The 14,495-nt window shown below is 73.3% G+C and carries 12 protein-coding genes; 10 read left to right on the top strand and 2 right to left on the bottom strand.

The window, feature by feature from the left end; translation table 11 throughout:
- Positions 1–97: 97 nt before the first annotated feature.
- Positions 98–739, top strand: coding sequence for a class F sortase (locus AB6L24_RS07135; RefSeq protein WP_405653351.1), 642 nt, complete (start codon positions 98–100; stop codon positions 737–739).
- Positions 740–771: 32 nt separating this feature from the next.
- Here the strand turns inward: AB6L24_RS07135 and AB6L24_RS07130 are convergent, their stop codons facing one another.
- Complete coding sequence (locus AB6L24_RS07130; protein WP_405653349.1) at positions 772–1,554, bottom strand: sulfite exporter TauE/SafE family protein; 783 nt, start codon at positions 1,552–1,554, stop codon at positions 772–774.
- A gap of 851 nt (positions 1,555–2,405) precedes the next feature.
- Here AB6L24_RS07130 and AB6L24_RS07125 point away from each other — a divergent pair.
- From AB6L24_RS07125 to AB6L24_RS07105, 5 genes are all read left to right on the top strand, one after another.
- Positions 2,406–3,635 (top strand): NAD(P)/FAD-dependent oxidoreductase, encoded by a 1,230-nt coding sequence (locus AB6L24_RS07125; protein ID WP_405653347.1) that lies wholly within the window; start codon positions 2,406–2,408, stop codon positions 3,633–3,635.
- A 4-nt stretch (positions 3,636–3,639) separates the two neighbouring features.
- Complete coding sequence (gene nirB / locus AB6L24_RS07120) at positions 3,640–6,237, top strand: nitrite reductase large subunit NirB (RefSeq protein WP_405653345.1); 2,598 nt, start codon at positions 3,640–3,642, stop codon at positions 6,235–6,237.
- Positions 6,234–6,614 carry a nitrite reductase small subunit NirD gene (nirD, locus tag AB6L24_RS07115; RefSeq protein WP_405653343.1) on the top strand — a complete coding sequence of 127 codons (381 nt, stop codon included), beginning with the start codon at positions 6,234–6,236 and terminating at the stop codon, positions 6,612–6,614. The genes nirB and nirD overlap by 4 nt, the downstream gene beginning before the upstream one ends.
- Positions 6,615–6,702: 88 nt before the next feature.
- Positions 6,703–7,479: an SDR family NAD(P)-dependent oxidoreductase gene (locus AB6L24_RS07110; RefSeq protein ID WP_405653341.1), complete on the top strand. Its 777-nt coding sequence runs from the start codon at positions 6,703–6,705 to the stop codon at positions 7,477–7,479.
- A gap of 89 nt (positions 7,480–7,568) precedes the next feature.
- Positions 7,569–8,522 carry an oxidoreductase gene (locus AB6L24_RS07105; protein WP_405653339.1) on the top strand — a complete coding sequence of 318 codons (954 nt, stop codon included), beginning with the start codon at positions 7,569–7,571 and terminating at the stop codon, positions 8,520–8,522.
- A 23-nt stretch (positions 8,523–8,545) separates the two neighbouring features.
- Here AB6L24_RS07105 and AB6L24_RS07100 read toward each other — a convergent pair whose 3' ends face one another.
- Positions 8,546–9,118: a hypothetical protein gene (locus AB6L24_RS07100; RefSeq protein ID WP_405653337.1), complete on the bottom strand. Its 573-nt coding sequence runs from the start codon at positions 9,116–9,118 to the stop codon at positions 8,546–8,548.
- A gap of 229 nt (positions 9,119–9,347) precedes the next feature.
- On the opposite strand from AB6L24_RS07100, the gene AB6L24_RS07095 reads away from it, so the two are divergent.
- The 4 genes from AB6L24_RS07095 (at position 9,348) to AB6L24_RS07080 (ending at position 14,468) form a co-directional block, all read left to right on the top strand.
- Positions 9,348–11,201, top strand: coding sequence for an APC family permease (locus tag AB6L24_RS07095; protein ID WP_405653335.1), 1,854 nt, complete (start codon positions 9,348–9,350; stop codon positions 11,199–11,201).
- Positions 11,202–11,394: 193 nt separating this feature from the next.
- Entirely contained in the window at positions 11,395–12,654 is a 1,260-nt protein-coding gene (locus tag AB6L24_RS07090; RefSeq protein ID WP_405653333.1) for an ABC transporter substrate-binding protein, read from the top strand.
- 26 nt (positions 12,655–12,680) lie between these two features.
- Positions 12,681–13,595, top strand: a complete 915-nt coding sequence (locus AB6L24_RS07085; protein WP_405657069.1) for a carbohydrate ABC transporter permease — start codon at positions 12,681–12,683, stop codon at positions 13,593–13,595.
- A 36-nt stretch (positions 13,596–13,631) separates the two neighbouring features.
- Positions 13,632–14,468, top strand: a complete 837-nt coding sequence (locus AB6L24_RS07080; RefSeq protein WP_405657068.1) for a carbohydrate ABC transporter permease — start codon at positions 13,632–13,634, stop codon at positions 14,466–14,468.
- The last annotated feature ends 27 nt before the right edge of the window (positions 14,469–14,495 follow it).

The following is a 14,495-nucleotide window of genomic DNA, read 5'->3' as shown; positions in this document are numbered from 1 at the left end:
CCCTGCCGGCCGCACGTCCCTCGTGTCCGGCGGGGGAGGCGGGAACGCCACCACCCGCACCGATACGTTTCCCTACCCTTCCCCGAGGGGGCGAGCCATGCGGCGGACACAGCGGCGAGGCAGGTTCGGCACCTGGGTCATAGCGGTGGCCACCGCGCTCGCCCTGTGCGGCGGCGCCTGGCTGGTGCGCGAGGGCACCGCGGGGCACCCGCCCCCGCAGCCGTCCGCCGCGCAGGCGGCCGCGCCGGGCACCACCCGCGCGGGCCCCGCGCCCGCCCCGCTGCCCCCGTCACCGCCCGACCGGATCCGGATCCCGGCGATCGACGTGGACGCCCCCCTGATGGGCCTCGGCCTCAACCGCCGGGGCAGCCTCGACGTACCGCCGCCCCGGCACAAGAACCTCGCGGGCTGGTACGAGGCGGGCACCACGCCGGGCGAGCGCGGCACGGCGGTGCTGGCCGGGCACGTCGACAACGCGGAGGGCCCGGCGGTCTTCTACCGCCTGGGCGGCCTCGCGAAGGGCCGGGTCATCGAGGTGGAGCGGCGGGACGGCGGGGTGGCGCTGTTCACGGTGTACGCCGTGGAGGTGTACGACGCGAAGGGCTTCCCCGACGAGAAGGTGTACGGCGCGGCGGGGCGGCCGGAGCTGCGGGTGATCACGTGTGGCGGGGCGTACTCGAAGAAGACGGGTTACCAGGGCAATGTGGTGGTGTTCGCGCACCTGACGGGCACGCGCTGAGATTCCTGGCCGGTGGCCTCAGCCGCACTCCCCTACGCCACCCACTGCTCGTACGCCATCTTCGCCACGAGCCCGACCACGGTCGTGAGCAGCACGATCCGCACGAACCCGCTGCCCTTCTTCAGGGCGGTGCGGGCGCCGAGGGTGCCGCCCGCGAGGTTGAAGACGGCGAGGACGGCGGCGAGCTGCCAGAGGACGGCGCCCTGCCAGGCGAACATGGCGAGGGCGCCCGCGTTGGTGCAGCAGTTGACGATCTTCGCGTTGGCGGAGGCGGTGACCAGGTCGAACCGGAGCACGGCGGTCAGGGCGAGCACGAGGAAGGTGCCCGTGCCGGGGCCGATGAGGCCGTCGTAGAAGCCGATGCCGACGCCTGCGAGGCCGATGGCGGCGAGGACCCGGCGGGGCGGCAGCGGGCCGGTCGCGGGGGCGGTGCCGAAGTCGGGGCGGAAGATGACGAACGCGCCGACGCCGACGAGGACGGCCATGATCACGGGCTTGAGCACCTCGGTGCTCATCCCGGCGGCGAAGAAGGCTCCGCCCATGGAACCGGCGAGTGCGGCGAGCCCGATCTTCACGGCGGTGCCGACGTCGATGGGGGCCTTGCGGACGTACGTCACGGCGGCGCCCGTGGTGCCGACGATCGCCACCGCCTTGTTCGTGCCGAGCGCGGTCGCCGCCGGGGTGGACCCCGGCAGGCCGAGCAGCAGCGCGGGCAGCAGCAGGAGCCCTCCGCCGCCCACCACGGCGTCGATCCAACCGGCCGCGAACGCGGCGAGGCACAGGACGACGACGGCGGTCGTCGGTATGTCGGGCATGATCGCGACCCTATGGAGGGGGTAGGTGGTGCGTCCACGGAAATCTGGGGGACTTGAGGGACTTCAGAGGTTGGCGCCATCGGGCGGCGTGAGGTGGTGCTGCAACCGTCCTCCGCCGCTGCGCGGCGGATTCCGTCCCACCCGCCCACCCGCACCGTGGTCCCAGGGTGACCGCAACGCCTCGGGGCCCGGCGCTGGACGACCGCGCGAGGCGGCACCACCGGACCCACGGGCCCGAGACGGCAATCCCGCTCCGCCACCGACTACCCCCGGGGGCCCACCCCACGTCCAACGGTGAACGGGTGGGCGGGCGGGAGAACCCGCCGCGACAGCGGCGGAACCCACCCACCGACCCGAGGACGGAGCCCCACCCGGCCACAGACCACCCCCGGGGGCCCACCCCACGTCCCAGGGCAAACGGGTGGGCGGGCGGGAGCAACCCGCCGCGGGAGCGGCGGGCACCACCCACCGGCCCGAGGAGGAAGCCCTCCTCCACCACAAACAACCCCCCGGGGCCCACCCCACGCCCCACAGCAAACGGGTGGGCGGGCGGGAGCAACCCGCCGCGCTAGCGGCGGGCACCACCCACCGACCCGAGGCCAGAAGACCACCCGGGCCCGGGGCCCACCCCGCGTCCAACGGTGAACGGGATGGGGGTCCCCCCTGCTCGAGCGAAGCCGAGAGCTTGGGGGAGGGTGGGACGAACCCGCCGCGGTAGCGGTGGGCACCCCCCACGGGCCCGAGGCCGGACTCGTCCTCACAGGCGGTCGGCGACTTCGCTGAGGCACCCGTTCCCCCGCCGAAACACCACGGCCCCCGCCGGGAAACCCCGGCCCAGCAGGCTGCGGGACATGACCACCAGAGACCCGCGGCAGCGCACCGTCGTCCTGGGGGCCGGGCTCGCCGGAGCCCGGCTCGCCGCCAGGCTCGGCGGCGCCGCGCTGCTGATCGGCGAGGAGGCGTACGCCCCGTACAACCGGGTGCTCCTCACCGAGGTGCTCGCGGGCCGGTACGGGCCGGAGGTGATCGCGCTGCCGGAGCCCGCGCCGGAGCGGTACCTGCGGACGCGGGCGGTCCGGATCGACCGGGCGGAGCGGGTGGTGCTGTGCGAGGACGGCTCCCGGGTGGCGTACGAGAACCTGGTGCTCGCCACCGGCGCGAACCCCGTGCTGCCCCCGCTGCGCGGACTGTTCGAGCCGGGGGCCCGCGACCTGCCGGGCGGCGTGCACGCGTTCCGGACGATGGCGGACTGCCTGGCCCTGTCGGAGGCGGCCCGCCCGGGCGCGCGGGCGGTCGTCGTCGGCGGCGGCCTGCTCGGCGTGTGCGCGGCACGGGCCCTCGCGGACCGGGGCGTGCGGGTGGTCCTGGCCCAGCAGGGCGACCGCCTGATGGAGCGGCAGCTCGACCCGGACGCGTCCGAGCTGGTGCGCCGCCACCTCACCGCGCTCGGCGTGGAGGTGCACACCGAGTGCCGGGTGCGCGGCGTACGGCAGTCGGACGGCGCCGTACGGTCGGTGGAACTGGCCGACGGCTACGTACTCGGCACCGATCTGACGGTCCTGGCCTGCGGGGTCCGCCCCCGCACCGGCCTGGCCCGGGCGGCGGGCCTGGACGTGCGGCGCGGCGTCGTCGTGGACGACTGCCTGCGCACCAGCGACCCGCACGTGTACGCCATCGGCGACTGCGCCGAGCACGCGGGCGCGGCCCCCTGTCTCGCGGCCCCCGCCCTCGACCAGGCCGACGCCCTCGCCGCCGCCCTGACCGCCCCGGAGTCGGCCCGCCCGTACGCAGGCACCCGTTCCCTGACCCGGCTGACCCTGCCGCACCACGAACACCCCCTGGACATCGCGGCGTTCGGCGACCCGGAGACCCGCCCGGACGACGACGTGGTGCGCCTGACGGACGCCACCCGGGGCACGTACCGCAAGGTCGTCGTGCGCGGCGACCGCCTCGTCGGCGGCGTGCTCCTCGGCGAGCTGACGGCCGTGGGCGCGCTCGCCCGGGCCTGGGAGGCCGACGAGGCCCTGCCCGACGACGGCAGCCCGCTGCTGCACCTGCTCACTCACGACGGAGGCCACTGAACCCATGGACGCGACCTCGACCCCGCGTGCGACCCCGCATCCGGCACCGCAGAAGAACCTTGTCCTGGTCGGGCACGGCATGGTCGGCCAGCGCTTCCTCGAAGCCCTCGCCGAGCACGGCCTGACCCGGACGCACCACGTCGTCGTCCTGTGCGAGGAGCCGCGCCCGGCCTACGACCGCGTCCAGCTCACCTCGTACTTCTCGGGCACGACACCGGACGAACTCTCCGTCACCGAGGCCGGGTTCATGGAGCGGCACGGCATCGAGCTGTGCCTCGGCGACCCGGCGGAGCGGATCGACCGCGCGGCGCGGACCGTCACCGCGCGCTCGGGCCGCGTCCTCGGCTACGACACCCTCGTCCTCGCCACCGGTTCGGTGCCGTTCGTGCCGCCGGTGCCGGGCAAGGACGCGGACGGCTGCTTCGTCTACCGCACCATCGAGGACGTCCTGGCCATCGAGGCGTACGCGAAGGCGGGCGCCACGACGGGCGCGGTGGTCGGCGGCGGGCTGCTCGGCCTGGAGGCGGCGGGCGCCCTGCAGGGGCTCGGACTCGCCACGCACATCGTGGAGTTCGCCCCGCGCCTGATGCCCGCGCAGGTCGACGACGGCGGCGGCGCGGCGCTCCTGCGCACGCTGACGGGCCGGGGGCTCGCCGTGCACACGGGCACGGGCACGCAGGAGATCGTGACCGACGAGGCGGGCGCGGTGCGCGCGATGCGCCTGTCGGACGGCTCCGAACTGGACGTCGGCCTGGTGGTGTTCTCGGCGGGCGTGCGCCCCCGCGACCAGCTGGCCCGCGACTGCGGCCTCGCGGTCGGCGAGCGCGGCGGGGTCACCGTGGACGAGCGGTGCCGCACGAGCGACCCGCACGTGTACGCGATCGGCGAGTGCGCGCAGGCCGTGGACGGCAGGGTGTACGGCCTGGTCGCGCCGGGCTACGAGATGGCGCAGACGGCCGCCGCCGCCCTCGCCTCCGAGAACTCCGAGAACTCCGAGGGCACGGACGCCTCGTTCACCGGCGCCGACATGTCCACGAAGCTGAAGCTGCTCGGCGTGGACGTGGCGTCGTTCGGCGACGCGCACGGCACGGCGGACGGCTGCCTGGACGTCGCGTACGCGGACTCGCGCGCGGGCACGTACAAGAAGCTCGTCGTCGGCGCGGACGGCACGCTCCTCGGCGGCGTCCTGGTCGGGGACACGGAGTCGTACGGGACGCTGCGCGCGCTGACCGGGTCGGTGCCGCCGGTGCCCGCCGAGCAGCTGGTGCTCCCCGCGGGCGCGGGCGCCGCCCCGGCCCTCGGCCCGGAGGCGCTGCCGGACGACGCCGTGGTGTGCAACTGCCACAACGTCACGAAGGCCGCCGTGCAGGCGTGCGCGACGCTGCCGGAGGTCAAGAAGTGCACCAAGGCCGGTACGGGCTGCGGGAGTTGCGTCAAGCTCATCGGCCAGCTCCTGCCGCAGTCCGGCGACCAGGGCCTGTGCGGGTGCTTCGCGCAGACCCGCCAGGAGCTGTACGAGATCGTCCGCACCCTGCGCGTCACCTCCTTCCGGGACCTGCTCGACCGGCACGGCCGCGAGTCGGCACGCGGCGGCGAGGGCTGCGAGACGTGCAAGCCCGCCGTCGCCTCGGTCATCGCCTCCCTCGCGCCCGCGATCGGCGCCGACGGCTACGTCCTGGACGGCGAACAGGCGGCCCTGCAGGACACCAACGACCACTTCCTCGCCAATCTCCAGAAGAACGGCTCCTATTCGGTGGTGCCGCGCATCCCGGGCGGCGAGATCACCCCGGACAAGCTCATCGTGATCGGCGAGGTGGCACGGGAGTTCGGCCTCTACACGAAGATCACCGGCGGTCAGCGCATCGACCTCTTCGGCGCCCGGGTCGAGCAGTTGCCGGTGATCTGGGCGCGGCTCGTCGACGCGGGCTTCGAGTCGGGGCACGCGTACGGCAAGGCGCTGCGCACGGTGAAGTCGTGCGTCGGGCAGACCTGGTGCCGGTACGGCGTGCAGGACTCGGTGCGCATGGCGATCGACCTGGAGCTGCGCTACCGGGGCCTGCGCGCGCCGCACAAGCTGAAGTCGGCGGTGTCGGGGTGCGCCCGCGAGTGCGCGGAGGCCCGTTCCAAGGACTTCGGCGTGATCGCCACGGCGAGCGGCTGGAACCTGTACGTCGGCGGCAACGGCGGCGCGACCCCGCGCCACGCGGACCTGCTCGCCCAGGACCTGGACGACGTCGGCCTGGTCCGGCTCATCGACCGGTTCCTGATGTTCTACATCCGCACCGCCGACCGCCTGGAGCGCACCTCGGCGTGGCTGGAGCGGATCGACGGGGGCCTGGAGCACGTACGGGACGTGGTGGTGGACGACTCGCTCGGCATCTGCGCCGAGTTGGAGGCCCTGATGGCGGACCACGTCACGCACTACCGCGACGAGTGGGCCGAGACGCTGGCCGACCCGGACCGCCTGGCCCGCTTCGTGTCGTTCGTGAACGCGCCCGAGGCGCCGGACCCGCTGGTGGCGTTCGTCCCCGAGCGCGACCAGATCAAGCCCGACCTGCCGCTGCTGACCCTGCGGCCCCTGGAAGGAAGCTCCGCGCGATGACCACGATGACCGAGACGGCGCCCGCCCCGACCGTCACCACCGCCGACGCAAGCGTCCAACTCCGCCTGGACGGGTCCTGGTTGACCGTGTGCGCGGCGGCCCGGCTCACCCCGGGCCGGGGCGTGGCCGTGCTGCTCCCCGACGGCCGGCGGCAGGCGGCCCTCTTCCTGGACCGGACCGGACGCCTGTACGCCATCGACAACCGCGACCCGTTCTCCGGCGCGGCCGTGCTCTCCCGGGGCCTGGTCGGCTCGGCGGACGGCCGCCCGTTCGTGGCCTCGCCACTCCTGAAGCAGCGCTTCGACCTGGAGACGGGGCGGTGTCTGGACGACGACGAGGCGGGGGTCGGGGTGTACGAGGCGCGGGTCTGCGCCTAGTATTGGATCGCCCAGTCCAATACTAGGCGGACCGGGCGCTCTCCCCCACCGAGGAGAGCCCCACGCCCGTACGCCGAGGAGCCCTCCCATGCCCACCGCCGCCCGCACCCGCTTCACCGGCCGCACCGCCCTCGTCACCGGCGGCGGCTCCGGCCTCGGCCGCGCCATCGCCCTGGCCCTCGCCGCCGAGGGCGCGAACGTCGTCGTCACGGGCCGCTCCGAGGCCCCCCTGAAGGAGACGGTGACGCTGATCGAGGAGGCGGGCGGCACGGCCCTCGCGCACCCCGCCGACGTGACGCGCGCCGCGGACGTCGAAGCCGCGGTGCGCGCCGCCGTCGACCGCTTCGGCTCCCTCGACGTGGCCGTGAACAACGCGGGCGTCTTCCGCGGCGGCGCCCCGATCGCCGACTTCCCCGAGGAGGACTGGCAGACCCTGCTCGACACCAACGTCACCGGCGTCTTCCTCGCCCTGCGCGCCGAGGCCCGCCAGATGCGCACCCAGGACGGCGGCGGCGCGATCGTGAACATCTCCTCCAACCTCGGCGCCCACAAACGCCGCCCCGGCATCGCCGGCTACGTCGCCGCGAAGGCCGCCGTCTCCGCCCTCACCCGCGCCGCCGCCCTCGACCACATCCAGGACGGCGTCCGCGTCAACGCGGTCAGCCCCGGCCCGTCGGCCACCACGATGTCCCTGCGCCCCGGCGAGACCCCCACCGACCGCACCACCCGCATGCGGTCCGAGTCCCCCCTCGGCCGCGTCTCGGACACCACGGAGATCGCGGCGGCCGTCCTCTACCTGGCGTCGGACGACGCGGCGTCGGTGGTGGGCGCGGACCTGGTGGTGGACGGGGGCGCGTCGGCCTGACCGGGCCCCCACCACGCCCCCGCACTCCTCACCACCCCCGCACAGTCACCCCCCTGACCAGCCGCCCATACAGGCGTACGCTCAGCGGCATGACGGGCAGTGGGCGTACGAGGAGTTGGGCCGCGCGGGACATTCCCGGCCAGGAAGGGCGTGTCGCCGTCGTCACGGGGGCCAACAGCGGGATCGGGTTCGTCACGGCGCGGGAGCTGGCCCGGCGGGGCGCGCGGGTGGTGCTCGCCTGCCGCAGCGCGGAGCGCGGTGGGGACGCCGTGCGGCTGCTCTCGGACGAAGTGCCGGACGCGGACGTCGCGTTCCGGCGTCTCGACCTCGGGGACCTGGCCTCCGTGCGGGAGTTCGCCGAAGGGTTCGAGCAGGATCTGGGCGGGCGGCTCGATCTGCTGGTCAACAATGCGGGTGTGATGGCGTTGCCGTACCGGCGCACCGCGGACGGCTTCGAGACGCAGTTCGGCGTGAACCACCTCGGGCACTTCGCGCTGACCGGGCTGCTCCTGCCGCAGCTGCTCGCGACGCCCGGCGCCCGCGTCGTCACGGTCTCCAGCATGGCCCACGCGCTCGCCAACATCGACATCGGCGACCTCAACAGCGAGCTGCGCTACCGCCGCTGGCCCGCCTACGCCCGCTCCAAGTCGGCCAACCTGCTGTTCGTCCACGAACTCGCCCGGCGCCTCGCCGAGTCCGGCGCCGACGTGATCGCGGCGGCCGCGCACCCCGGCTACGCCGCGACCAACCTCCAGGCGACCGGCCCCCGGATGGCGAACCGCCGGGGCGCGGAAGCCCTCATGGCGGTGCTCAACCGCCTCGTCGGCCAGTCCGCCGAGACCGGCGCCCTCCCCACGCTGTACGCGGCCACCGCACCCGACGTACGCCCCGACTCCTTCACGGGCCCCCGCTTCCTCGCCTGGCGCGGCGCCCCCGCCCGCTCCCCACGAGCCGCCTGGACCCGCAACGACGTGGCGGGCGAACGCCTTTGGGCGGCGTCGGAGGTGCTGACGGGGGTGACGTACGGGGCACTCAAGGGCTGAGCCCCTCAGGTCGATCGCACCCCCTAGCGAAGCCCCGACGCCTCGAACACCGCCCTGGCCTCCCGCCCGTCCAAGCGCGCGAGCAGCCGCGAAAGCTCCACCGACCCGGTCCGCAGCAGCCCCGACTCCCGGGAAGCCCGAGCCCCCGCGTCGAGGCGGTGCAGCAGCAGCGGATTCTCGGCGAGGACCTTCGGGTCGAACTCGACGCGGTTGCCGAGCGAGTCACACAGGACGAGCCGTGCGGCGACGGTCTCGCTCACCCGGACGCTGGTCAGCAACCCGACGCACACGTGCCGCCGCCGCACCGGCCCCCGCACGGCGAGCCACCCCGGACCCGCGCTGACCCGCACCGGATGCAGGATGACGTACAGCAGGACGGCGAGCCCCGCCCACCACCCGGTCCGCACCGCGCTCAGCGTCCCGCCCGCGAAGTCGACCAGCATGATCAGGGCGAACAGCGCGACCGAGCAGAAGACGGCGGCCCGCAGGTCGGACGCCCAGCGCCGGTCGGTCACCACGGCGTCCGCGTCCGGCGCGCGGGTCGCGTCCAGTGCGTGCGCCGTGTTCCTGCCCCGAGTCGTCCAGTCGTGTCCCATGTGCCGCACCGTAGGACGGCACCCCGGCCCCGTCCGTGGCGTTGACGCGGCGCATACACATGCATGGCACACCTTGATGCGACGCTGACGCCCCCCTCAACAAGTCGTCAAGAGGCACCCCGCTCCCGTCAAGGAGCCGCCAAGGAGTGCCGACGCCCGCCGCACCCGCGTTGACGCTGGGTTGACACGCCGGCTTGACCACACCGGCTGACCTGCGAAAGGCACCAGCATGACGACCGTTTCCGAGCGCCCCGGCGCCCCGGCCCTCGCGGAACCTCCCGATACCGGCGCGGCCGACCCGGGCGACCGTCATCGTCTGACCGCCCTCCAGGGCCTGGCCGCGCTCTCCCTCGACGCGATGGCCTCGGTCGCGTACGGGCCGGAGGCGATCGTGCTCGTCCTGGCCGCGGCCGGCGGCTACGGGCTCGGCTTCACGCTGCCGGTGACCCTCGCGATCGCCGCGCTGCTCGCCGTGCTCGTCGCCTCCTACCGGCAGGTCATCGCCGCCTTCCCCGACGGCGGCGGCAGCTACGCGGCGGCGAAGACGCACCTGGGCCGCCGCTCCGGCCTCGTCGCCGCCGCGTCCCTCGTCCTCGACTACGTCCTGAACGTCGCCGTCGCCGTGACGGCGGGCGTCGCGGCCCTCACCTCCGCCTTCCCCGAGCTGTACGGCGACCGCGTCGCCCTGTGCCTCGGCGTCCTCGTCGTCATCACGGCCGTCAACCTGCGCGGCATCGTCGACTCGGCGCGCGTGTTCATCGCCCCGACCGCGGTGTTCGTCGGCGCGATCCTCACGATGGTCGCCGTCGGCCTGTTCCGGGACGGCCCCGTCTCCACCGAGACCGCCCAGGGCCATGCCTCGGTCCTGTCGGACAACGCCACGACGGTCGGCGCCCTGCTTCTGCTGAAAGCTTTCGCCTCGGGCTGTTCCGCGCTCACCGGCGTGGAGGCCATCGCCAACGCCGTGCCGTCCTTCCGCACCCCGCGCGTCAAGCGCGCCCAGCACGCGGAGGTGGCGCTCGGCGCGCTGCTCGGCGTGATGCTGATCGGCCTGTCCGTCCTCATCTCCCGCTTCGGCCTTCAGCCGGTCGAGGGCGTCACCGTCCTCGCCCAGCTCACGGACGCGTCCCTCGGCCACAACTGGGCGTTCTACGTCGTCCAGTTCGCCACGATGATCCTGCTGGCCCTCTCCGCCAACACCTCCTTCGGCGGCCTGCCCGTCCTGATGAGCCTGCTCGCCCGGGACAACTACCTGCCGCACGTCTTCGCCCTCAAGGCCGACCGGCAGGTCCACCGGCACGGTGTGATCGCGCTCGCCGTCGCGGGCGCGGGCCTCCTTGTGTTCTCCGGCGGCGACACCAACACCCTCGTACCGCTGTTCGCGATCGGTGTCTTCGTCGGCTTCACGCTCTGCCAGACCGGCATGGTCATCCACTGGCGCAAGGCGGGCAAGCCCGCGAAGGCGCTGCTCAACGGCTTCGGCGCGGTCCTCACCGGCGTCTCCGCCGTCGTCGTGACGGCCACGAAGTTCACCGAGGGCGCCTGGCTGATCGTGCTCGCGCTGCCCGCGATCGTCGCCGTCTTCGAGGTCGTGCACCGGGCGTACGGTCGCATCGGTGCGGACCTCGGCCTCGGCCGCGTCCCCGAGCCGCCGCACCGCGACCACTCCCTGGTGATCGTCCCCGTGTCCGGCCTGTCCCGGCTGACCTGCGAGGCCCTGAACGCGGCGGTGTCGCTCGGCGACGAGGTGCGGGCCGTGACGGTCACGTACGACGACGTCGAGGACCGGGCCGCGGCGCGGTCCCTTCGCCGGGACTGGGAGCTGTGGGGGCCCGGGGTGGAGCTGGTCGAGCTGCCCTCGACGGCCCGGACCGTGGGGCGGCCCGTCGCCGAGTACGTGCGGAAGGTGTATCAGTACCACCCGGGCACCCGGGTCACCGTGCTGATCCCCGAGGTGGAGCCCGCTCATCTGTGGCAGCGGCTGCTTCAGAACCAGCGGGGGGCGGTGCTCGCGCACGCGGTGCGGCGGGACACCGATGCGGTGATCTGCCGACTGCGGTTCCGGCTCGCCGGGCGCCGCTGATGGGGCTGCGCCCCTCTCCCCCTCTCGGCCCTTCGGGCCTCGTCCTCAATCGCCGGACGGGCTGATTCCAGCCCGTCCTGGGGCGCCCCGCGAGGGCTACACGCGGCTGCAATACGTCTGTCGTAATCCCCCTGCATGGTTGATCGTTGGGCCCGGCATGTACCCGACGATCCAGGCTTCAGGGGGAGACGGCATGACCATCGACCGCAGGACAGTGCTCGCTTCCGGCGCCGCCCTCGGGCTGCTCACCGCGTGCGGTTCCAACACCGGCCGCGACGGCGGCGACTCGGACGGCAAGGGGCCGAAGCTGTCCCAGTGGTACCACCAGTACGGGGAGGCGGGGACCGAGAAGGCCGTGCGGCGGTACGCCGACGCGTACGACAAGGCCGACGTGTCCGTGCAGTGGCGCCCCGGCAACTACGACGAGCAGACCGCCGCCGCGCTCCTCACCAAGTCGGGCCCCGACGTCTTCGAGGTCAACGGCCCCACCCTGGACCAGATCCAGGGCGGCCAGGTCGTCGACCTCACCGACCTGTTCGACGGCGTGAAGGACGACTTCAACCCGGCGGTGCTCGCGCCGAAGACGTACGACGGCCAGATCTGGGCCGTCCCCCAGGTCGTCGACATGCAGCTCCTCTACTACCGCAAGAGCCTCCTCGCCGACGCGGGCCGCACCCCGCCCGGGTCGCTCGACGAACTCGTCGACACCGCACGCGAGTTGACGACGAAGAAGGTCAAGGGCCTGTTCCTCGGCAACGACGGCGGCGCGGGCGCCCTCGGCGGCACCCCCCTGTACGCGGCGGGCCTGAAGCTCGTCACCGACGACGGCGAGGTCGGCTTCGACGACCCCGCGGCCGCCCGCGCCCTGAGCAACCTGCGCGCGCTGTACGAGGACAAGTCGCTGCTTCTCGGCGCGCCCTCCGACTGGTCGGACCCGTCGGCGTTCGTCCAGGGGCTCACGGCCATGCAGTGGTCGGGCCTGTGGGCGCTGCCCGCGGTCGAGAAGGCGCTGGGCGACGACTTCGGCGTGGCCGCGTTCCCCGCCGCCGCGTCCGGAGCGGAGCCCGCGGTGCCGGTGGGGGCGTACGGCTCGGCGGTCAGCGCCCGCAGCGCGCACAAGCAGGCGGCCAAGGACTTCGTGAAGTGGCTGTGGATCGAACGCACCGACCACCAGCGGGACTTCGCCCTGTCCTACGGCTTCCACATCCCGGCGCGTCTGTCGCTCGCGAAGAAGGCCGACGTCCTCACGAAGGGCCCGGCGGCCGACGCGGTGCGCTTCGCCACCGACAACGGGTACGCGGAGCCGCTGCGCTGGACCCCGGCGAGCCGGGTCGCGTACCAGGACGCACTCAGCCGGATCATCAAGTCCGGGGCGAACCCGGAGAGCGAACTGCGGTCCGTGGTGCGGAAGGTGTCGGCGGAGCTGGACCGGGTGAAGAAGAAGTCGTCGTGAGCGCGGGCGCCGCGCGGCGCGAGCGGCTGTGGCGGCGCCTGGCGGGACCGCAGAACCGCAACCTCTGGTTCTGGGTGTTCGTCGGCCCCTTCGCGCTCGGCCTGATCGTCTTCACGTACGTACCACTGGGCTGGAGCGTCTACCTCAGCTTCTTCGACGCCCACAACACCGTCTCGCCGAGCGACTTCGTCGGCTTCGACAACTACACGTCGATGCTGAAGAACGACGCGTTCACCGACAGCCTGTGGACGTTCGTGGTCTTCACGGCCTTCATCGTGCCGACGACGTTCGCCCTTTCGCTCTCGCTCGCGCTGATGGTGAACCGGATGCGGCGCGCGCAGGCGTTCCTGCGGTCGGTGTTCTTCCTCCCGGCGGCGTGCAGCTATGTCGTGGCGGCCCTGATCTGGAAGATGTCGATCTTCAACGGAGTGCGGTTCGGCCTGGCGAACACCGTGCTCGGCTGGTTCGGCGCGGATCAGACGGCGTGGCTGTCGACGACGGATCCGCCCTGGTACTGGCTGGTCGTCGTCACCGTACGGCTCTGGCTGCAGGCGGGCTTCTACATGATCCTGTTCCTGGCGGGCCTGCAACGCATCTCGCCGACGCTCTACGAGGCGGCGGCCGTCGACGGCGCCCGCCCCGGCTGGCAGGTCCTGCGCCACATCACGCTCCCCCAGCTGCGCACGACGTCCGTGGCGGTGACCCTGCTCCTCGTCATCAACGCCTTCCAGGCCTTCGACGAGTTCTACAACCTGCTCTCGGACGCCCGCGGCTATCCCCCGTACGCCCGCCCACCCCTCGTCTACCTCTACTACACGGCCCTCGGACAGGGCCAGAACCTCGGCCTCGGCAGCGCGGGCGCCGTGCTGCTCGCCCTGATCATCGCCGTGGTGACGATCGGTCAGGCGCGCTGGTTCGGCCTCGGCAGGAAGGAGGACTGACGCATGGCGGGAACAACGAAACGAGGCGGATCGCCGCTGTACGACGCGTGGGTGCGGGTGGGCCGCGCCCTGCGGGTGGTCCTCCTGATCGCCCTGGCGCTCCTCTTCCTGATCCCCTTCTACCTGCTCGTACGCAACGGGCTCGCGTCCGAGCAGGACATCACGTCCCCCGACTGGACGTTCTTCCCGTCCACCCTGCACTGGTCGAACATCCGGGAGCTGTTCGAGGACTCGACCGTCCCGATGGCCCGCTCCCTGTACAACTCGGCCCTGATCGCGGTCCTCACGACCGCGGGGACCCTGCTCCTCGCCTCCCTCGCGGGCTACGGCCTGGCCCGCATCCCCTACCGCCACGCCGACCGCGTCTTCTACTTCGTCCTCGCCACGATGATGGTCCCGGCCGCCGTCACCTTCGTCCCCAGCTTCGTCCTGGTCTCCTCCCTCGGCTGGATCTCCACCCTGCGCGGCCTGATCGTCCCGACCCTCTTCTCCGCGTTCGCGTGCTTCATCTTCCGCCAGTACTTCCTCGGCTTCCCCCGCGAACTGGAGGACGCCGCACGGGTGGACGGCCTCGGCTACTGGCGTACGTACTGGCTCGTCGTCGTCCCCAACTCCCGCCCGGTCTTCGCGGCCGTCGGGGCCATCGTGTTCATCGGCGCCTGGAACTCCTTCCTGTGGCCCCTGGTGATCGGCCAGGACCGGGACGCGTGGACCGTCCAGGTGGCCCTGGCCTCCTTCACCACCTCTCAGGTCATCCGCCTGCACGAGCTGTTCATCGCGGCGGCCGTGTCGATCGTGCCGCTGCTCGTGGTGTTCCTGTTCTTCCAGCGGTGGATCGTGGCGGGGGTGGAGCGGTCGGGGATCGAGGACTGACGCCCGTGCGCGGGGCGTTCCGCGCAC

The sequence above is a fragment of the Streptomyces sp. RK9 genome, assembly GCF_045070545.1.
In the GTDB taxonomy this organism is placed as follows: Bacteria; Actinomycetota; Actinomycetes; order Streptomycetales; family Streptomycetaceae; genus Streptomyces; species Streptomyces alboflavus.
The sequence above is the reverse complement of the archived record's forward strand: the minus strand, read 5'-3'. Positions and strand labels throughout refer to the sequence as shown.